Origin of the sequence: Actinomadura citrea, from assembly GCF_013409045.1 — a bacterium.
GTDB lineage: Bacteria > Actinomycetota > Actinomycetes > Streptosporangiales > Streptosporangiaceae > Spirillospora > Spirillospora citrea.
Window position 1 is genome coordinate 8,462,700 of record NZ_JACCBT010000001.1, and the last position, 19,079, is coordinate 8,481,778.

Here is a 19,079-nt window from a genome sequence, read left to right on the forward strand (position 1 = left end):
CCGGCGCCGGGCGCGTCAGCCGCCGGCGAGCTCGCGTCCCCGGTTGCGGGCCGCCTCGATGGCCTCCAGGACGGCGGCCCTGACGCCGTGCCGCTCCAGCTCGCGGATCGCCGAGATCGTCGTCCCGCCCGGGGACGTCACGGCCTCGCGCAGCAGCACCGGGTGCTCGCCGGAGTCGCGGAGCATGACGGCGGCGCCGACCGCCGACTGGATGACCATCTCCAGCGCGGCGGCGCGCGGCATGCCGAGCAGGATGCCCGCGTCCACCATCGCCTCGACGAGGTAGTAGAAGTACGCCGGTCCGCTGCCGGACAGGGCCGTCGCGCCGTCCTGCAGCGACTCGGGGATGCGCAGCACCTTGCCGACCGGCGACAGCAGCTCCTCGGCCAGCTTCAGGTGCTCCTCCGCCGCGTGCGACCCGGGCGAGATGACGCTCATCGCCTCGTCCACGTGGACGGGCGTGTTCGACATGACGCGGACGACGGGGACGCCCTCCGGCAGCCGCGCCTCGACGAACCCGGTCGTGATGCCCGCCGCCATCGAGATCACCAGCCGTCCGGGCGGCACGTGCGGGCCGACCTCGTCGAGCAGGGCCCCCATGTCCTGCGGCTTCACCGCGAGGACCAGCGTCTCGGCGGTCGCGGCGGCCTCCGTGTTCGGCACGATCTCGACGCCGTAGCGCTCCCGCAGCAGCGCGCCCCGCTCCTCCCGGCGCGCGGTGGCGATCAGCTCGGACGGGCGGCGGCCGGCCCGGAGCACCCCGGACAGCAGCGCCTCGCCCATCTTCCCGGCACCCAGAATCGCGATCATCGACATACCTTGACGTGGGGTTCCAAACGACCCGTCCAGCCTATCGCCGGGCCGGCCGGCGCCGCCCGGCGACCGGCCCCAGACCCGCCGCCCCAGGAGCGCCCTAGGAGCGCCCTAGGACCGCCCGACGAGGGAGCGCATGAAGAAGCGCAGGTTGGCGGGCCGCTCGGCGAGCCGGCGCATGAAGTACTGATACCACTCGCGGCCGTAGGGGACGTAGACGCGGACCTGCGCCCCCTCAGCGGCGAGGCGGCGCTGCTCCTGCGGGCGGATCCCGTAGAGCATCTGGTACTCGAACGTGTCGTCGTCGCGCTCGTTCAGCACCGACAGCGCGCCCGCGACCTCGATCAACCGGGGGTCGTGCGTGGCGAGCATCGGGTAGCCCTTGCCTGCCATCAGCACCTTCATGCACCGCACGTACGACCTGTCGACCTCCTCCTTGTCGGTGAAGGCGACCGCCGCCGGCGCCGCGTAGGCGCCCTTGCACAGCCTCACGCGCGAACCCTCGTAGGCCAGTTCCGCGCAGTGCTCCTCTGCACGGCGCAGGTACGCCTGGACGACCGCGCCCACGTCCGGGTAGTCCCGCCGCAGTTCGTGGACGACTCCCAGCGTCGAGTCGACGGCCGTGTGCTCTTCCATGTCGATGGTGACCGTCGTGCCGGCCGAGCGGGCGGCCGCGCACACCCGCCGCGCGTTCTCCAGGGCGAGGTCTTCGTCGAAGGTCCGCCCGATGGCCGACAGCTTGAGCGACACCTCGGCGCGCCTCCCGAGCCCGGCTGCGCCCAGCCGTCCGAGAAGCTCGACATAGTGCGCGGCGTTCGCCTCGGCGCGGCCCTCGTCGTGGGTGTCCTCGCCCAGGACGTCCAGGCTGACGAGCAGGCCCTCGCCGGTCAGCCCGCCGGTGACGCGCAGGGCGTCGTCGATCGTCTCACCGGCGACGAAGCGGCGGACCACGTCGCCGGTGAACGGCGCGGTCTCCACCACCCTGCGCGCGCCGCCGCTGCGCGACGCGACCAGCAACGCCTGACGAAGCACTGTGCGAACCCCTCGTCCCCTGGGCCTACCGTCCCAGGCTATGCCGCCGGGGCCCGGCGCTCACGACACGGTGCCGAGGCTGTTCCCGGCGCCGTACTGCTGCACGTACTCCTTCATCCGCGCGGTCTTGACCGCTTCGAAGAGGGCCTTCGCCTTCGCTCCGTCCAGGAACACGACGCTCTGCCTCTTGCGCATGCCGGTGCCCTTGTGCGGCAGCGTCATGAACATCACGTCGGACGCGCGGACGCTGCGCATGCTGAGCGCCAGCGAGCGCAGGTCGCCCGCCGACACCCCCTCGTCCACGCTGATCGACTTGGTGAGCGCCGACAGGAACCGGTCGAGCTTGAGCGGGTTGGTGAGCGTGCCCCGGTCGGCGGCCTGCTTGGCGAGCGCCCCGAGGAACGCCTGCTGCCGCTTGATCCGGTCGAAGTCGCCGTTCGGCAGGTTGTAGCGCTGCCGGACGAACAGCAGCGCGTCCTCGCCGTTCAGCTTCTGCCGTCCCGCCTCCCAGCGCTTCTTGCGCGCCGGGTCGTACACGCCCTGCTTGATGTTGACGGTGACGCCGCCGAGCGCGTCCGTCATCGACTTGAAGCCCTCGAAGTCGATCGCGCCGTAGTGGTCGATGCGGATGCCGGTGAGGCTCTCCAACGTCTCGATCAGCAGTTTCGGCCCGCCGAACGAGAACGCCGCGTTGATCTTCTGCTGCCCGTAGCCGGGGATCTCCACCCAGGAGTCGCGCGGGAACGAGACGATGTAGGCCTTCTTCCGGTCCGCCGGCAGGTGCAGCAGCATGATCGTGTCGGTGCGCTGCTGCCCCGGCCTCCAGACCTGGTTGCCCTCGCCGGTCGTCGCGTCGGCCCGCGAGTCCGAGCCGACGAGCAGCCAGTTCTCCGTCCCCTCGACGTTCGCGCCCGGACGGTTCGGGGAGTCGTCCGGCATCACGCCCTTGAGCCGGTCGATGTTGCCGTTGTAGGACGACTGCCGCTGCCACGCCAGCCCGCCGAGACCGGCGACGACCAGCGCCACGAAGACCCCCACGGCGATCAGGACGCGGGGCCAGCGCCGCTTGCGCCGCGTCTCGCCGCCGCCGTCCGAGCCGCCCCAGAACGCGGCCTCGGCGTCCGGCCCCGGGCCCCCCGGAGCGCCCGGAGCCTCGGGCCCCGCGGGCGCGGGCGCCCCCTCTTCGGGCCTCTGCGGCACCTGCGAGCCGTGAAGATCTGGGGAGGTCATGGCGCGAAGCTACCAGCCGCGCCGAGCAAGGACGGCCGACTTCACCCCACCTGTCCGGTTACGGCGTAACCGCGCTTCCGTGTAAACCCGGTACCCCGCTCGCGGGTCGGCCCCCTGCCAGGGGCTCAGCCGCTCCGGCGGCGCAGGGTCGCCGCGCCCAGCAGGAGCGCGACCACCACGAAGGCGGCTATCACGGAGACGTCCAGGGCCAGCGTGCCGGTGAAGTCGGGACTGGAGCTGATCTCCTGCATCCCCTCGACCGCGTAGGACAGCGGCAGGACGTCCGCGATCGCCTGGAGCCAGGACGCCATGTCCTCACGCGGGATGATCAGGCCGCAGAGCAGCAGCTGCGGCAGGACGAACGCGGGCATGAACTGGACGGCCTGGAACTCGGTCCGGGCGAACGCGCTGGCGAACAGGCCGAGGGCCATGCCGAGCAGCGCGTCCAGCAGGGAGACCAGGACCAGGGACGCCAGCGAACCGTTCAGGTCGAGGTCGAGCCAGGTCAGCGAGACCGCCAGCACGACGGCGACCTGGACGAGCGCGAGCAGGCCGAAGGCCAGGGCGTAGCCGAGCAGCAGGTCGAGCCTGCCGAGCGGCATCGTCATCAGCCGTTCGAGGGTGCCGCCCGTGCGCTCGCGGAGGGTGGCGACGCTGGCCACCACGAACATGACGACGAACGGGAACAGGCCGAGCAGCATGGGCCCGATGCGGTCGAAGGCCGTCGGCTGGTCGAACACGTACCGCAGCAGGATCATCAGCAGCGTCGGCACGCCGATCAGCAGGGCGAGCGTGCGGTGGTCGTGCTTGAGCTGCGCCAGGATGCGCCGCATCGTGGCGAACGTGATGGCGGCGCTCATGACGGGCTCCCGGCCTTCTCGTGGATCAGGTGGAGGAACGCCTCTTCGAGGTCGGAGGCGCCGGTGCGCGAGCGCAGGCTCTCCGGGGTGCCGTCGGCGAGGACGTCGCCCTCGCGCATGAGCAGCAGCCGGTCGGTGCGTCCCGCCTCGTCCATGACGTGGCTGGACACGACGAGGGTGGCGCCCCGTTCGGCCAGCTCGCGGAACAGCTCCCACAGCTCCTGCCGCAGCACCGGGTCGAGCCCCACGGTCGGCTCGTCCAGGACGAGGAGCTCGGGCTCGCCGAGCAGCGCCACGGCGAGGTTCGCGCGGCTGAGCTGCCCGCCCGACAGCGTCGCCGCCGTCTGGTCGCGGCTGCGGCCGAGGCCGACCTCGTCGATGACGCGGGCGACGTCCGCGCGCGGGGCGCCCAGGACGGACGCGAAGTAGCGCAGGTTCTCGGCGACGGTCAGGTCGGCGTAGACGGCCGGCGTCTGCGTCGCGTACCCGACGCGGCGCCGCAGGCCGGGCGATCCGGCGGGCTCGCCGAGCACGGTCACGGCGCCGCTGCGCACGATCTGGACGCCGACGAGCGCCCGCATCAGGGTCGTCTTCCCGCAGCCGCTCGGGCCGAGCACCCCCACGATCGAGCCGCGCGGGACGTCGAAGGTGAGCCCGTGCAGCACCTCCCGGCCCCCACGCGCGACCCGCAGGTCGCGCACCTCCACCGCGGGCCCGGAGGCGCCCGCCGGACTAGAACTCATCATGTGTTGAATTTAAGGCGGGGCGGGACTCCGGTCAAGGGGCCGAAGGTCCCGTCGACAGAAGGGGAGCCCGGCAGAGCGGAGGAGTGTGAGGCCTCAGGAGGTGAGGTAGCGCTGGAGCGTCGGCGCCACCAGCTCGATCAGCTCGTCCTCGGAGGCGGAGGCCAGCGGCTCGATGCGCAGCACGTAGCGCAGCATCATCAGGCCGATCATCTGACCGGCCGCCGCCTGGATGCCGAGCGGCGCCGCCTCCGTGGCCTGCGACGCCCGCCCGAAGAGCGCGGACGTGACGAACTCGCGCAGCAGCGCGGCCGCCCGCTCGTTCGTCATCGCCGAGCGGAGCATCGCCAGCATCGGGGCGCGGCGGTCCTCGTCCCCCCACACCTGGAGGAAGGTGCGGACCATCGCCTCGCCGAGGCGGTCAGGGGGGAACGACATGATGTGCGGCAGCAGGACGGACGGATCCACCGGAAAGCGCATCGCCTCGACGAACACGCCCTCCTTGTTGCCGAAGAAGTGGTGCACCAGCGCGGGGTCGACCTCCGCGGCGCGGGCGATGGCGCGCAGCGACGCGCCGTCGTAGCCCTTCTCGGCGAACAGGTCCCGCGCCGCGGCGAGGATCTTCTCGCGCGTCTCGGTCGGGCCGGGCCTGCGGCCCGGGCCCCGCCCGCGCGTCCCGGCCCCTTCCCGGGATCCGCTCACCGGCGCACGCCCCGGCGGGTGACCTCCCCGGCCGAGGTGACCTCCCACGTGTGGGCGGCGGCGGCCAGGTGCAGGCGCGCGAACGCGAGGGCCTCGGCGAGGTCCTCCATCCGCTCGATCCGGCTGGACGCGCGCCTCGTGTTGACCTCCAGGACGATGTGCCCCTTGAAGCCGCCCTCGGCGAGGTTCTCCAGCATCGTCCCGCACGGCTGGTTGCCCCGGCCGGGGACGAGGTGCTCGTCCTTGTTCGTGATCCCGAGCCCGTCGGCGAGGTGGATGTGGCGCAGGCGGTCGCCCAGGCTCCCCGCCATGTCGAGGGCGTCCGAACCCGAGACGGCGGTGTGCGAAAGGTCGAGGGTCACGTACGGGTAGTCCTGGTCGACGGGATTCCAGTCGGGCAGGTACATGCCCGCCTCGGCGCCGCGCGCCTTGAGCGGGAACATGTTCTCCACCGCGAACAGCACGTCCGTCTCGTCCTGCATGCGGGCGAGGCCCTCGACGAACTCCTTCGCGTAGTCGCGCTGCCAGCGGAACGGCGGGTGCACGACGACGACCTCCGCGCCCAGTTCCTCGGCCACGTCCTTGGAGCGCACCAGCTTGCCCCAGGGATCGCGCCCCCAGACCCGCTGGGTGAGCAGCAGGCACGGCGCGTGGATCGACTTGATGGGGACCTGGTGGTAGTCCGACAGCCGGCGCAGGACGTTCAGGTCCTGGGACGAGGCGTCCGTCGAGACCATCACCTCGATGCCGTCGTAGCCCAGCAGCGAGGCGATCTCGAAGGCGCTCGGGACCTTCTCCGGGTACACCGACGCCGTGGAGAGCGTGATCGGCGCGTCCGGTACGCGGAGCGCCGGTGAAGGGGCGCCGTTGTGCTGCGGGGCCAAGGCTTCCTCGCCATGAATGATCGCTCGACTGTGTCGTAGAAGAGAGCCTATGCCGCTGCGGCCGTGATGAAACACTCGCCGGGAGTGATCTCGCTTGCTCCGCCGGCCGCGCCGCTACCCTCTGTCTCCGTGGCCGAGATCGCGCGGGGCGCCGTGCCCAGCCCCAACATCTGGAACTCCCCCCAGGTCTACGAGCTGGAGAACCGTGCCGTCGACCCCGACGGCGTGCTGGCCGCCGCCATGCGCGCGATCCGTCCCTGGGACGGCGCCGACGTCCTCGACGTCGGCTGCGGCACCGGCTTCCACCTGCCGTTCTTCGCCGAGGACGCGCGCCGGGTGATCGGCGTGGAGCCGCACGCCGGCCTCGCCTCCGCCGCCGCCCGCCGGACGCGGGACCTTCCCAACGTCACCGTGCGTGCGGGCACCGCGCAGGCACTGCCGATCCCGGACGCGTCGATCGACGTCGCCCACGCGCGGTGGGCCTACTTCTTCGGCCCGGGATGCGAGCCGGGCCTCGCCGAACTGGACCGGGTCGTCCGGCGGGGCGGCGCGATCCTCGTCATCGACAACGACGCCACCCGGTCCACGTTCGGCCGCTGGTTCCGGCGGAGCCTGCCGAAATACGACCCCGCCGCCGTCGAGCGGTTCTGGACGCGGCGCGGCTTCCACCGGGAGCCGCTGACCATCCGGTGGGCGTTCCAGACCCGCGAGGACCTGGCCGCCGTCCTGCGGATCGAGTTCCCCCGCGATCTCGCGGACGCCTGCCTGCACGAACTCCCCGGCGTCGAGGTGGACTATGCCGTGAATTTGTGGTGGCGTTGCCCCTGAGTTACCAGTCAGTTGGGTCATCGGGAGGAACGCACCATGGGTCGCGCCGCCGCCACGAGCCGAGTCACCACCGGGAGGGCGCTCGGCGGTCTCCTCGCCGCCACCGCCCTCGGCGCGGCCGGCGCCGGCGCCGGGCTGGTCGCCCAGCGCCGCGCCATGCGCCGCCTGCAACTGCGTCCCGACCCGTTCGCGGGCGAGCCGTTCGGATCGCTGCGCGGCCGCCCCCTGCCCGTCCGCGCCGACGACGGCACCCGCCTCTACGCCGAGATCGACGGCGAGGACCGCACCGACCTCGCGATCGTGTTCTGCCACGGCTGGACGCTCACCCAGGACTCCTGGCACTTCCAGCGCAAGGCCCTGCGCGGCCTCGGCCGCCTCGTCTTCTGGGACCACCGCGGCCACGGGCGCTCCGACGGCGGCGCTCGCGACGGTTACGCCGTCCCCCGCCTGGCCCGCGACCTCGGCGCCGTCATCGAGGCGACCGTGCCCGCCGAGACGCCCGTCGTCCTGGTCGGCCACTCGATGGGCGGCATGACCATCATGCGGTACGTCGACGAGAACCCCGACCTGGTCGGACGCAAGATCCTCGCGATCGGGCTGCTGTGCACGTCGTCCGGCGGCCTCGGCGAGGTCACGCTCGGCATGCCCGCGCTCATCGCGCGCACCACCCACCGCCTCATGCCCGCCGCCCTCGGCGCGCTCGGCGCCGGCTCCGGGGTCGTCGAGCGCGTCCGCCACCTCGGCCGCGACGCCGCCGCCCTCGTCGAGGACCTGGTCGCCTTCGGCCCGGACGCCAGCCCCGCCGCGGTCGCCTTCGCCGAGCAGATGATGGCCGACACCCGCATGGACGCCTTCGTCGACTTCTTCCGTTCCATGATCACCACTGAGGTGATCAGCGAGTGCGCGTCGCTCGGCGGCGCCGACACCCTGGTCATCGGCGCGGAGAACGACATGCTCACCCCGGTCGAGCACAGTCTGAAGATCGCCTCCTGCGCGCCGTCGGGGCGGCTGGAGGTCGTCCCCGGCGCCGGGCACATGGCCATGCTCGAACGTCCGAGCATCGTGTCCGACCACCTCGGCGACCTGATCGAACGGGCCCGCAAGGAGAGCTGACCCCCCGCGCGGGGACGAAAACTGTCGGTGCGCGGCTCTACGCTTCCGCACATGGCGAAGGCGAAGACGGCCAAGGCCCTCTACCGGTGCTCGGAGTGCGGGTGGCAGACCTCCAAGTGGGTCGGGCGCTGCGGCGAGTGCCAGACATGGGGGACGGTCACCGAGGCCGCGTCGGCGACCCCGGCCCGGGTCGTGTCGGCGGGGGCGGTCACCTCACCGGCCCGCCCGATCGGGCAGGTCGACGTGCGGTCCGCGCAGACGCGCCCCACCGGCCTGGACGAGCTCGACCGCGTCCTCGGCGGCGGCATCGTGCCCGGGGCCGTCCTGCTGCTGGCGGGCGAGCCCGGCATCGGCAAGTCGACGCTGCTGCTGGAGGTCGCCGCCCTCGCCTCGACGGGGTCCCGCGGCGCCGCGGGCCCGGCGGGCGCCGAAGAACCGGCGGGCGGGAACGTCCTGTACGTGACGGGCGAGGAGTCGGCCGAGCAGGTCCGGCTGCGCGCCGACCGCGTCGGCGCGATCACCGACCGGCTGTACCTGGCGGCCGAGACGGAGCTGTCGGCGATCCTCGGCCACATCGACTCGGTGGGGCCCGGGCTGCTCGTCGTCGACTCCATCCAGACGATCGGCACCGCCGAGGCCGACGGCGCGCCCGGCGGCGTCACCCAGGTCCGCGAGGTCGCCGCCAACCTGATCAGGGTCGCCAAGGAGCGCGGCATGACCGTCGTGCTGGTCGGCCACGTCACCAAGGAGGGCGCGATCGCCGGGCCGCGCCTGCTGGAGCACCTGGTCGACGTCGTCCTGTACTTCGAGGGCGACCGGCACTCCCGGCTCCGCATGATCCGCGCGGTGAAGAACCGGTACGGCCCCACCGACGAGCTCGGCTGCTTCGACCTGTCCGAGGTCGGCATCGTCGGGCTGCCCGACCCGAGCGGCCTGTTCCTCACCCGCCGCGAGGAGGCCGTCCCCGGTACCTGCGTCACCGTCACGCTCGAAGGGCGCCGCCCCCTCGTCGCCGAGGTGCAGTCGCTCGTCGCCAAGTCGCACCTCCCGGCGCCGCGGCGCGCCACCTCCGGGCTCGACACGTCCCGCGTCGCGATGGTCCTCGCCGTCCTCGCGCAGCGCTGCAAGATCTCCATGCACGAGCAGGACGTGTACGTCTCGACGGTCGGCGGCGTCCGGCTCGCCGAGACCTCCGTCGACCTGGCCCTCGGCCTCGCCGTCGCGGGCTCCACCGTCGAGCAGGCGCTGTCCACCAGCCTCATCGCGCTCGGCGAGGTGGGCCTCGCCGGGGAGGTCCGCGTCGTGCCCGGCGTCCAGCGGCGGCTGGCCGAGGCCGCGCGGCTCGGGTTCAAGCACGCCGTCGTCCCGCGCGGCTCCCTCGAACTGGCCGACGGGCCCCTCAAACGCGCGGATCCGCAGCTCAGCAGCTACGAGGGCATGAAGGTCATGGAGGTCGACAGCCTCCAGCAGGCGCTGCAGGTCGCGTTTACCGCGCCCTGACAGGCGTCCCGCCAGAGTATTACTCCACACAACGCACGCTTGCGACCTGGGGAGGAACCAGTACGCGGCCCGCCTCGGTAAACTGGCGCCGTCCAGCGACCTCCGGGGGCCAGGTGCCATCACACGACAAGGGTCATGACGAACGACGCCGCGCCACACTGGCCGCGGTGGCTCCCGGCACCCAGATCCGGGACGGACTGGAGCGCATCCTGCGGGGCCACACCGGCGGCCTGATCGTGCTCGGCTACGACGCGCCCGTCGCGGAGCTGTGCACGGGCGGCTTCGAGCTCGACGTCGAGTTCTCCGCCACGCGGCTGCGCGAACTCGCCAAGATGGACGGCGCGATCGTCCTCGACGACAGCCACACCCGCATCGTCCGCGCCGCCGTCCACCTCGTGCCGGACTCCACCCTCCCCACCGAGGAGTCGGGGACCCGCCACCGCACCGCGGAGCGCGTCGCCCGCCAGACCGGCCTGCCGGTCATCTCGGTGAGCCAGTCGATGCACATCATCGCGCTCTACCTCGACGGCATCCGCTACGTCCTGGAGGACTCGGCGGCCATCCTCTCCAAGGCCAACCAGGCCCTGGCGACGCTCGAACGCTACAAGCTGCGCCTCGACGAGGTGTCCGGCACGCTGTCGGCGCTGGAGATCGAGGACCTCGTCACCGTCCGGGACGTCAGCGCCGTCGTCCAGCGCCTGGAGATGGTGCGCCGCATCGCCGACGAGATCGAGGGCTACGTCGTCGAGCTCGGCACCGACGGCCGCCTGCTGTCCCTCCAGCTCGACGAGCTGGTCTCCGGCGTGGACGTCGACCGGCAGCTGATCGTCCGCGACTACCCGTCCGACGACACCCGCACCCGCGGCGTGGACGCCATCCTGTCCTCCCTGGACACCCTGTCGGCCAACGAGCTGCTCGACCTGTCCACGGTCGCCGAGGTGATGGGCTTCGCCGGCCCGGACGCCCTCGACCTGCCCGTCAGCCCCAAGGGCTTCCGGCTGCTCGCCAAGGTCCCGCGCCTGCCGAGCCTGGTCGTCGAACGCCTCGTCGAGCACTTCGGCGGCCTGCAGAAACTCCTCGCCGCCAGCATCGACGACCTCCAGGCCGTCGGGGGCGTGGGCGAGTCCCGCGCCCGCAGCGTCCGCGAGGGCCTCTCCCGCCTGGCCGAGTCGTCCATCCTGGAACGCTACGTCTAGCCCGGTTCCCCAGAGGGCCGACCGAGCACGACCCGCACCAGAACCCGTCATCCAAGCCATAAGAACAGACGGCGCGGCGGGCGGGACGGATCAGCGGAGGCTGAAGATCTGTTTCTTGGCCTTCGCGCCTTTCAGCGTGGCCACGTAGGTGCCGGGGCGGGCGCGGACGGCGCCCTTGCAGTCGCGCCGGCGGTCCCAGACGACGTCGTCGACGTAGGGGATGCCGCGCCGGAGCGTCGCCTTGGGCGCGCCTGCCTTGCGGCACTTGGTCGACGACCAGACGCGGTCCGCGCCGGAGGTGATGCGGACGTCCAGCCATCCCGTGTCGAACGCGCAGGACCCCTCACCCGTGCTGACGACCGTGACCCGGAACTCCGGCCGTTCGGACCCCGTGTAGACGTTCTTCGCGGCGGACATGTTGACCACGAGGTCACCGCGGTCGCAGGGGCCGCCGTCGGCCTGCTCCGGCGCGGGCGTGGTCGTCGTGGTGACGGTGACCGTCGGCATCGCGCTCGGCGGCGGCGGGGGGCGCGTTCCCTCGGCCGCGCCCGCAGGGCGGCCCGGCTCGTCCTTCCCGGCGACGCCGGAGCCTCCCTGGCATGTCCAGGCCAGCAGGCCGACGGCCCCGAGGACGCCCGCCAGGGCCCACACGCGCCGCCGCCAGTATCGATCGAGTCCAGAACCGTCACGGTCGCGCTCGGTGTTCGCCCCCATGCGGGCAGTATGCATTCACGGAACCGTTAAGGGCGGGCGACCCGCCGCGTGCCACAATGGCAGGGCGCCATGAACACCGACTCCGCCTACACCGCACCGATCCTCGACTGGTACGACGCGAACGCCCGGGACCTCCCGTGGCGGGCGCCGGACGCGACCCCCTGGGGCGTCCTCGTCAGCGAGATCATGCTCCAGCAGACACCGGTCTCCCGCGTCCTGCCCGTCTGGGACGCCTGGACGACCCGCTGGCCGACGCCCGCCGCGCTCGCCGCCGAACCGTCCGGCGAGGCCGTCCGCGCGTGGGGACGGCTCGGCTACCCGCGCCGCGCGCTGCGCCTCCACGCGGCCGCCTGCGCGATCACCGAACGGCACGGCGGCGACGTCCCCTCCTCGCACGCGGACCTGCTGGCGCTCCCCGGCATCGGCGCCTACACGGCCGCCGCCGTCGCCAGCTTCGCGTTCCGGCAGCGGCACGCCGTCCTCGACACCAACGTCCGCCGCGTCCTGGCCCGGCTGCTCTCCGGCGTCGAGTACCCGCCGAAGACGCAGACCAGGGCCGAGGTCAGGCTCGCGGAGACCCTCCTCCCGCTCGACCCGCCGACCGCCGCCCGCTGGGCCGTCGCCGTCATGGAGCTGGGCGCGCTGGTCTGCACCGCCCGCTCGCCCCGCTGCGTCGACTGCCCCGTCATCGACAGGTGCGCGTGGCAACGGAACGGCCGTCCCGCCTACGACGGGCCGCCGCGAAAGGGCCAGACCTACGCCGGCACCGACCGGCAGTGCCGAGGCCGCCTCCTGGCCGTCCTACGAGACGCCGAGGACCCCGTCGAGAAACCGGCCCTGGACGTCGTCTGGTCGGACGCCGTCCAGCGCGAACGCGCCCTGGACGCCCTCATCGCCGACGGCCTGGTCGACCCCCTGGACGACGGCCGCTACGCCCTCCCCGGCTGACCGGAACGTCCATCCGCCGTCTTGTCGAGGGGGAGCAGGCCGGCTCTCTGTGCGCGGATTTCAGAACGGACGAGTTCCAATAGCCGGCCCACCCAGTTGCGGCCCTTCTCACCGCGCGTGATCCAGTGGTCGGATTCGACTCCGCCGTACCCGAGCGGGGCGTCACCCGTGCCCAGCAGGATCTCCGCCAGCTCGGGATGCTGCGCGTACTTCGCGCGCAGGAGTCCGGCCATCACCGCCGTCCTGCCCTGCGGCCATCCCTGGACGCGGGACGCCTCCTCTGCGATCTTCTGGGCGTCGTAGGGGCGTTCGGCCGCGCGGATCTGCTCCCGGACCCGGGGATCCTCGGCGGACAGGGCCCAGTAGGCGTGCGTGACCGACGGGTAGAGGACGCCTCCGGCCTCGATCGGGGCCGGGCAGTCGTTCTGCAGGGCGTCGATTCCCGGGTCGTCCGGCCACCCTCGCGGAAACACGCGCCCGCCAAGGTGAATCGTCCCGCGCGGAGCCTCCCGCGGATCGTCCGCCGACCGCTTCGACGCGTATTCGGCGCGACCACGGGCCTCCTCGGCGAAGTAGTCCAGCGCCCATTCCCGCATCGCCTCGGTCACCACGTCATCGTCGAACCAGCCGCCGATCGGGCGCTCGCCGACATCGGTGCACAGAAAGACCAGCGGGCGGTCCTTGTTGTCCATGTCGCCGAGCGAGTAGTGGCGCTTGTGCGCGGGAATCGCCAGGTACGCCTCGCGCAGCGCCAGCCGGTCGGCCTCGTCCCGCGTCTCCAGGTACCGGTCCAGCACGGCCAGGCAGCGGTCGGTGGAGTCCGGGCGGTCGTTCAACCGCTCGATGTCGTCGGCCACCTCCCCCAGCAGCATCTCCGGGGTGAGGCCGAACACCGGCTCGGCGGCCTTCCACCGGCCCAGCTCGAACGCGCTGATCTCACCGCCGTCGGGTACCTCCGTCACCACCCAGCCGCATTCGAGCTTCTCCCGGAGTCCCTCCAGGTCGACCCACTCCCAGCAGCTGATCGCGCCGTCCGCGAACACCAGGAGGTTCGTGAGGTGGTACGTGAAGTTGTGGATGAAGACGGGCCGTGCGACCCCCTCGATGCGCTGCCCGTCCTCTATCCGGTGGATCCGTAGCAATACGGGAACTCCCTCGATCTCGTCCGGAGAAGCGCAGCCGCTCGACCGCCGTGGCCTCACCAGGTGACCCGGCACCACGCCCCGGACCGCGCATCCGGTCGATCATGGGCCGTTCCCCCCATGCCGGTCAACGAATATTCGTTCGTCAGCCCAGGTCCCGGACTCGTACCGTACGCCAGTGCGTGATCTGCTGACCCTGCCCAAAGCCCACCTGCACGTCCACCTCGAGAGCACCGTTCGCCGCGCCACTCTCCGCGAGATCGGCGCCGCCAACGGCGTGCGTGTCCCCGACGACGTCGGCGCGTTCGGCGACTTCGCCTCCTTCTTCGCGCAGAACGACCTCGTCCGCGCCTGCCTGCGGCGGCCCGGTGACTTCCGCCGCGTCGCCTACGAGTTCTGCGAGGACGAGGCGGCCCAGGGCGTCCGGTACGCCGAGGTCTCGTTCACCGCCGCCGCCCACGGCGAGCGCCTGGACGACCTCGGCATGCCCTTGGCGGCCGTCCTGGAGGGCCTTGAGGCGGGCCAGGAGGCCTTCGGCATCGAGTGCCGCCTGATACTCGACCACTCCCGCCGCCGCTCCGTCGAGCGCGCCTGGCGGACGCTCGACCTGGCCCGCCGCCACGACCGCGTGGTCGCCGTCGGCCTCGCCGGCGACGAGGCCCACCCCGGCGACCCGTTCACCGAGGTCTTCGCCGCGGCCCACGACGCCGGACTCCACGTCGTCCACCACGCGGGCGAGGGCGAGGGCCCGGCCAGCATCCGGCAGGCGCTCGGCCCCGGCCGCACCGAGCGTCTGGGCCACGGCATCCGGATCCTGGACGACCCCGACCTGGTGGCCGAGGTCCGCGAACGCGGAATCCCCCTGGAGGTCTGCCCGTCCTCCAACGTCGCCCTGGGCTTCGTCCCGTCCCTGGACGCGCACCCCCTCCCCCGCCTCCGCGAGGCCGGCCTGCTGGTCACCCTCAACACCGACATCCCCGCCCTGATCGACACCCCTCTCGCCACCGAGTACGCCCACGTCCGCGCAGCCTTCGCCTACGACGACCCCACGCTGGCCGAGCTGGCCCACGCCGCCGTGACCGCCTCCTTCGCCTCACCCCAGACCAAGAAGACCCTCCATGAAGAAATAGGAGCCTGGCTCACCGCCCCACCCCCTCGCTCCAGCCCCTCCTGACCTCGGACCGCCCTCCCCAACCCCGATCACGCAGAGCCGCACGGTGGTGCGCGGCGAACCGGTGGTGCGCGGCGAACCCGCAGCGGCGATGCCGACGCCAGTGGATTACCCGATCGGGGTCTCTGGCTCGGCCAGGAAGAGGCAGAACGGGTGGCCCACAGGGTCCAGGAAGACCCGGACGTCGTCCTCCGGCTGGAAGTCGGCCAGGACGGCGCCCACGGCCTCGGCGTGCTTCGCGGCGGCGTCCAGATCGTCCACCTCGAAGTCCAGGTGGGCCATCTGCAGTTGGGCGCCCTCGGCAGCGGGCCATGTGGGGGGTCGGTAGAGCGGCTCTGTCTGGAACGACAGGCCGGTGCCGCCGCCGGGGGGACGCAGCTTCACCCAGTCGGGCTCGTCCTGCACGACCGTCCAGTCGAGCAGGCGCCGGTAGAAGTCCGCCAGCGCGTGCGGATCGGGGGCGTCGAGGACGGGGGCGGACAGGGTCAGACGGCTCATGGCGGCTCCCGACGGCAGTCGATCATGTGAGGGGATGCTGCCCGGGAGGAGCGCGGACATGCGAAAGGCCCGCGGCCGGATGACCGGTCGCGGGCCTTTGCGCGCGGGACGTCAGTCCTTGTTGAAGTTGACCGCGCCCTCGACGGGCGGCGGGCTGTCGGGGACGGTCGACGGCTTCGGAACGCCCTTGAAGGTGAACTTGGCGTTCTCGGTGGTGTCGGGGTTGTCGGGGTCGAAGCCCTCGGTGCCCACGATCACGATCTGGCCGGCCTTGAGCTCGTTGTAGAGGATCTTCTCCGACAGGTTGTCCTCGATCTCGCGCTGGATGGTGCGGCGCAGCGGCCGGGCGCCCAGCACCGGGTCATACCCGCGCAGCGCCAGCAGGTCCTTGGCCTCCTGCCGCAACTCGATGCCCATGTCGCGGTCGTGCAGCCGCTGGTCGACCTTGGCGATCATCAGATCCACGATCTGGATGATCTCCTTGGGCGTGAGCTGGTGGAACACCACCGTGTCATCGACACGGTTGAGGAACTCGGGCCGGAAGTGCTGCTTGAGCTCCTCCGACACCTTGGCCTTCATCCGCTCGTACGAGCCCTGCTCGTCGTTCTGCCGGGCGAACCCCATCGACACGCCCTTGGAGATGTCCTTGGACCCAAGGTTGGTGGTCATGATGATCACCGTGTTCTTGAAGTCCACCACCCGGCCCTGGGCATCGGTCAGCCGACCGTCCTCCAGGATCTGCAGCAGCGAGTTGAAGATGTCCTGGTGGGCCTTCTCGATCTCATCGAACAGCACCACCGAGAACGGCTTGCGCCGCACCTTCTCGGTCAGCTGACCGCCCTCCTCATACCCGACATAGCCGGGCGGAGAACCGAACAGCCGCGACACCGTGTGCTTCTCCATGAACTCCGACATGTCCAGCTGGATCAGCGCGTCCTCGTCACCGAACAAGAACTCCGCCAGCGTCTTGGACAACTCGGTCTTCCCCACCCCAGAGGGACCGGCGAAGATGAACGACCCACCCGGCCGCTTGGGATCCTTCAACCCCGCCCGGGTCCGGCGGATCGACTGCGACAACGCCCTGATCGCGTCTTCCTGCCCGATCACCCGCTTGTGGAGCTCGTCCTCCATCCGCAGCAACCGAGTCGACTCCTCCTCGGTCAACTTGAACACCGGGATCCCCGTCGCCGTCGCCAGCACCTCGGCGATCAACTCATCGGTGACCTCGGCGACCACGTCCATGTCGCCGGCCTTCCACTCCTTCTCCCGCTGCGCCTTCTGCCCCAGCAGCTGCTTCTCCGAATCACGCAGCGCCGCGGCCTTCTCGAAGTCCTGCGCGTCGATCGCCGACTCCTTGTCCCGACGCACATCAGCGATCTTCTCGTCGTACTCCCGCAGATCCGGCGGCGCGGTCATCCGACGGATCCGCATCCGCGACCCCGCCTCATCGATCAGATCGATCGCCTTGTCCGGCAAGAACCGATCAGAGATGTAGCGATCCGCCAACTGCGCCGCCGCCACCAGAGCACTATCGGTGATCGACACCCGATGATGCGCCTCGTAACGATCCCGCAGCCCCTTGAGGATCTCGATCGTGTGCGACAACGACGGCTCGGCCACCTGAATCGGCTGGAACCGCCGCTCCAACGCCGCATCCTTCTCCAGATGCTTGCGGTACTCATCCAGCGTCGTCGCACCGATCGTCTGCAACTCGCCCCGCGCCAGCATCGGCTTCAGAATCGACGCCGCATCGATCGCGCCCTCAGCCGCCCCCGCACCCACCAGCGTGTGCAGCTCATCGATGAACAAGATGATGTCACCACGCGTCCGGATCTCCTTGAGCACCTTCTTCAGACGCTCCTCGAAATCACCCCGGTAACGCGACCCCGCCACCAACGCACCCAGATCCAGGGTGTACAGCTGCTTGTCCTTCAACGTCTCGGGCACCTCACCCTTGACGATCTTCTGCGCCAACCCCTCCACCACCGCGGTCTTACCCACACCCGGCTCACCCACCAGCACCGGATTGTTCTTGGTACGCCGCGACAGCACCTGCATGACCCGCTCGATCTCCTTGTCCCGGCCGATCACCGGGTCAAGCTTGCCCTCACGCGCCGCCTGCGTCAGGTTCCGACCGAACTGATCCAACACCAACGACGTCGACGGCGCCGCCTCCGACGGACCACCCGAAGCCGCCGGCTCCTTACCCTGATACCCGTGCAGCAACTGGATCACCTGCTGCCGCACCCGGTTCAGATCCGCACCCAGCTTCACCAGCACCTGAGCCGCGACACCCTCACCCTCACGGATCAGACCCAGCAGAATGTGCTCGGTACCGATGTAGTTGTGACCCAGCTGCAACGCCTCACGCAGCGACAGCTCAAGAACCTTCTTGGCACGCGGAGTGAACGGGATGTGACCAGAAGGCGCCTGCTGCCCCTGACCAATGATCTCCTCAACCTGCTGACGCACAGCCTCAAGACTGATCCCCAGGCTCTCCAGAGCCTTGGCGGCAACCCCCTCACCCTCGTGGATCAGACCCAGGAGGATGTGCTCGGTGCCGATGTAGTTGTGGTTGAGCATCCTGGCCTCTTCCTGAGCCAGAACAACAACCCGCCGCGCGCGGTCGGTGAACCTCTCGAACATCTCGTCGCTCCTCACAGAGCGGTTGGGCAGAGTCCGGAACGTCCGGAACTGTCCTTCCGCATGCTAGCCCGCCCCGAGGAGGCCGCCCGGTGCACTCCCACCAGGAGACGTTCCCCAGCTATGCGCTGTTCAGTCTCATCCAACTACCGCATCGGTGCGTCATGTTCCCGCTACGCCCCAAGCGAACGAGGGGCTTTCCGCAGGTCGGTCAAGGCGCGGGCCGAGAGTGCCGAATGAGGGTGGAGTTTCCACCCGCGCGCCCTGTGTACCTCACGGCGGACACGCCGAACCGCGCGGGCGCTACGCCACAAGCGAACGGCGGTTCGCCTCGATCCGGCGGTCCGGCGAATCGGCGGCAGCGCCCCGGCGGGCGACGAACCCGGCCAACGGCTCGCCCGCGCGAGGACTCGCCTCGCGAACGGTGCGCGACTCACGGCGCGAACGGCGAACGGCCCGCCCCACGAACGGAGACGGGCCGACGGCGGTCCGGGCGGATCAGTTGGCCGCCTCGTACTGCTCGATCACGTGAGCCGGGATGCGGCCGCGCTCATTGACCTTGATGCCGTTGTTCTTGGCCCAGGCGCGGATCTCGGCGCTGCGCTCACGGCTGGACGCGCCGCGCTGCCGGCGGCGGCGGTTGACCGTGCCCGCCTTACGGGACTTCTCGACGAACGGCTGCAGCGATTCCCGCAGCTTCGTCGCGTTGGCGCCACTGAGGTCGATCTCGTAGGAGGCGCCGTCGATCGAGAACGCTACGGTCTCGTCCGCCTCGCCACCGTCGAGGTCGTCGACGAGAAGCACTTGAACCTTCTGTGCCATGGGGACAGACCTTTCAGCTTGAGCAAACTCCAATCGAGTGACAAAGATATACCTAGAACTTCGCAGATGACAATTCCAGCATCGACCGTGAACCGACACTCGCACGAAGTCGCCTTCCCGCTCGTGACCGGCTGTAATCGGCCTCATCGTTTCGGGTGCGCAGGACGCTCGGGCGACGCCTGGATCCGGCCCGGCGTCCATGAATTTCCAAGCCCCGGCCACGCGCCCGGGTTTTCAGGC

At 71.0% G+C, this 19,079-nt stretch carries 18 protein-coding genes; 6 read left to right on the forward strand and 12 right to left on the reverse strand.

Going from position 1 to position 19,079, the window contains the following annotated elements:
• Positions 1–15: 15 nt before the first annotated feature.
• The 7 genes from proC to BJ999_RS38795 form a co-directional block, all read right to left on the reverse strand.
• Complete coding sequence (proC, locus tag BJ999_RS38765) at positions 16–810, reverse strand: pyrroline-5-carboxylate reductase (RefSeq protein ID WP_179837825.1); 795 nt, start codon at positions 808–810, stop codon at positions 16–18.
• 114 nt (positions 811–924) lie between these two features.
• The gene (locus BJ999_RS38770) at positions 925–1,845 is read right to left on the reverse strand and encodes a proline dehydrogenase family protein (RefSeq protein ID WP_179837826.1); all 921 of its coding nucleotides are present in this window, start codon (positions 1,843–1,845) and stop codon (positions 925–927) included.
• Between the two features lie 60 nt (positions 1,846–1,905).
• Positions 1,906–3,075: an LCP family protein gene (locus BJ999_RS38775; protein WP_179837827.1), complete on the reverse strand. Its 1,170-nt coding sequence runs from the start codon at positions 3,073–3,075 to the stop codon at positions 1,906–1,908.
• A gap of 125 nt (positions 3,076–3,200) precedes the next feature.
• Entirely contained in the window at positions 3,201–3,935 is a 735-nt protein-coding gene (locus BJ999_RS38780) for an ABC transporter permease (protein ID WP_179837828.1), read from the reverse strand.
• Positions 3,932–4,681, reverse strand: coding sequence for an ABC transporter ATP-binding protein (locus tag BJ999_RS38785; RefSeq protein WP_229810618.1), 750 nt, complete (start codon positions 4,679–4,681; stop codon positions 3,932–3,934). Before BJ999_RS38785 ends, BJ999_RS38780 begins: the two co-directional genes overlap by 4 nt.
• Positions 4,682–4,774: 93 nt before the next feature.
• The gene (locus BJ999_RS43885; RefSeq protein ID WP_179837829.1) at positions 4,775–5,380 is read right to left on the reverse strand and encodes a TetR/AcrR family transcriptional regulator; all 606 of its coding nucleotides are present in this window, start codon (positions 5,378–5,380) and stop codon (positions 4,775–4,777) included.
• Positions 5,377–6,264, reverse strand: coding sequence for a sugar phosphate isomerase/epimerase family protein (locus BJ999_RS38795; RefSeq protein ID WP_179837830.1), 888 nt, complete (start codon positions 6,262–6,264; stop codon positions 5,377–5,379). The genes BJ999_RS43885 and BJ999_RS38795 overlap by 4 nt, the downstream gene beginning before the upstream one ends.
• A gap of 129 nt (positions 6,265–6,393) precedes the next feature.
• On the opposite strand from BJ999_RS38795, the gene BJ999_RS38800 reads away from it, so the two are divergent.
• The 4 genes from BJ999_RS38800 (at position 6,394) to disA (ending at position 10,901) form a co-directional block, all read left to right on the forward strand.
• Complete coding sequence (locus BJ999_RS38800) at positions 6,394–7,092, forward strand: class I SAM-dependent methyltransferase (protein ID WP_229810619.1); 699 nt, start codon at positions 6,394–6,396, stop codon at positions 7,090–7,092.
• Between the two features lie 36 nt (positions 7,093–7,128).
• On the forward strand, positions 7,129–8,205 hold the full coding sequence (locus BJ999_RS38805) for an alpha/beta fold hydrolase (RefSeq protein WP_179837831.1): 1,077 nt from the start codon (positions 7,129–7,131) through the stop codon (positions 8,203–8,205).
• A gap of 51 nt (positions 8,206–8,256) precedes the next feature.
• Complete coding sequence (radA, locus tag BJ999_RS38810) at positions 8,257–9,705, forward strand: DNA repair protein RadA (protein ID WP_179837832.1); 1,449 nt, start codon at positions 8,257–8,259, stop codon at positions 9,703–9,705.
• A gap of 113 nt (positions 9,706–9,818) precedes the next feature.
• Positions 9,819–10,901, forward strand: a complete 1,083-nt coding sequence (gene disA, locus BJ999_RS38815; protein WP_179837833.1) for a DNA integrity scanning diadenylate cyclase DisA — start codon at positions 9,819–9,821, stop codon at positions 10,899–10,901.
• A 90-nt stretch (positions 10,902–10,991) separates the two neighbouring features.
• On the opposite strand, the gene BJ999_RS38820 is transcribed toward disA, so the two are convergent.
• Positions 10,992–11,615, reverse strand: a complete 624-nt coding sequence (locus BJ999_RS38820; protein WP_218935428.1) for a hypothetical protein — start codon at positions 11,613–11,615, stop codon at positions 10,992–10,994.
• A gap of 69 nt (positions 11,616–11,684) precedes the next feature.
• On the opposite strand from BJ999_RS38820, the gene BJ999_RS38825 reads away from it, so the two are divergent.
• Complete coding sequence (locus BJ999_RS38825; protein WP_179837834.1) at positions 11,685–12,563, forward strand: HhH-GPD family protein; 879 nt, start codon at positions 11,685–11,687, stop codon at positions 12,561–12,563.
• Here the strand turns inward: BJ999_RS38825 and BJ999_RS38830 are convergent.
• Positions 12,545–13,705 (reverse strand): NADAR family protein, encoded by a 1,161-nt coding sequence (locus BJ999_RS38830; protein ID WP_179837835.1) that lies wholly within the window; start codon positions 13,703–13,705, stop codon positions 12,545–12,547. The two genes, BJ999_RS38825 and BJ999_RS38830, sit on opposite strands and share 19 nt — an antisense overlap.
• 178 nt (positions 13,706–13,883) lie before the next feature.
• Here BJ999_RS38830 and add point away from each other — a divergent pair, with 178 nt between their 5' ends.
• Positions 13,884–14,879 (forward strand): adenosine deaminase, encoded by a 996-nt coding sequence (gene add / locus BJ999_RS38835; RefSeq protein ID WP_179837836.1) that lies wholly within the window; start codon positions 13,884–13,886, stop codon positions 14,877–14,879.
• A 105-nt stretch (positions 14,880–14,984) separates the two neighbouring features.
• On the opposite strand, the gene BJ999_RS38840 is transcribed toward add, so the two are convergent.
• The 3 genes from BJ999_RS38840 to BJ999_RS38850 form a co-directional block, all read right to left on the reverse strand.
• Positions 14,985–15,374 (reverse strand): VOC family protein, encoded by a 390-nt coding sequence (locus BJ999_RS38840; RefSeq protein ID WP_179837837.1) that lies wholly within the window; start codon positions 15,372–15,374, stop codon positions 14,985–14,987.
• A 111-nt stretch (positions 15,375–15,485) separates the two neighbouring features.
• Complete coding sequence (locus tag BJ999_RS38845) at positions 15,486–18,020, reverse strand: ATP-dependent Clp protease ATP-binding subunit (RefSeq protein WP_179837838.1); 2,535 nt, start codon at positions 18,018–18,020, stop codon at positions 15,486–15,488.
• A 495-nt stretch (positions 18,021–18,515) separates the two neighbouring features.
• Positions 18,516–18,839, reverse strand: a complete 324-nt coding sequence (locus BJ999_RS38850) for a histone-like nucleoid-structuring protein Lsr2 (protein WP_089316904.1) — start codon at positions 18,837–18,839, stop codon at positions 18,516–18,518.
• Positions 18,840–19,079 lie beyond the last annotated feature (240 nt).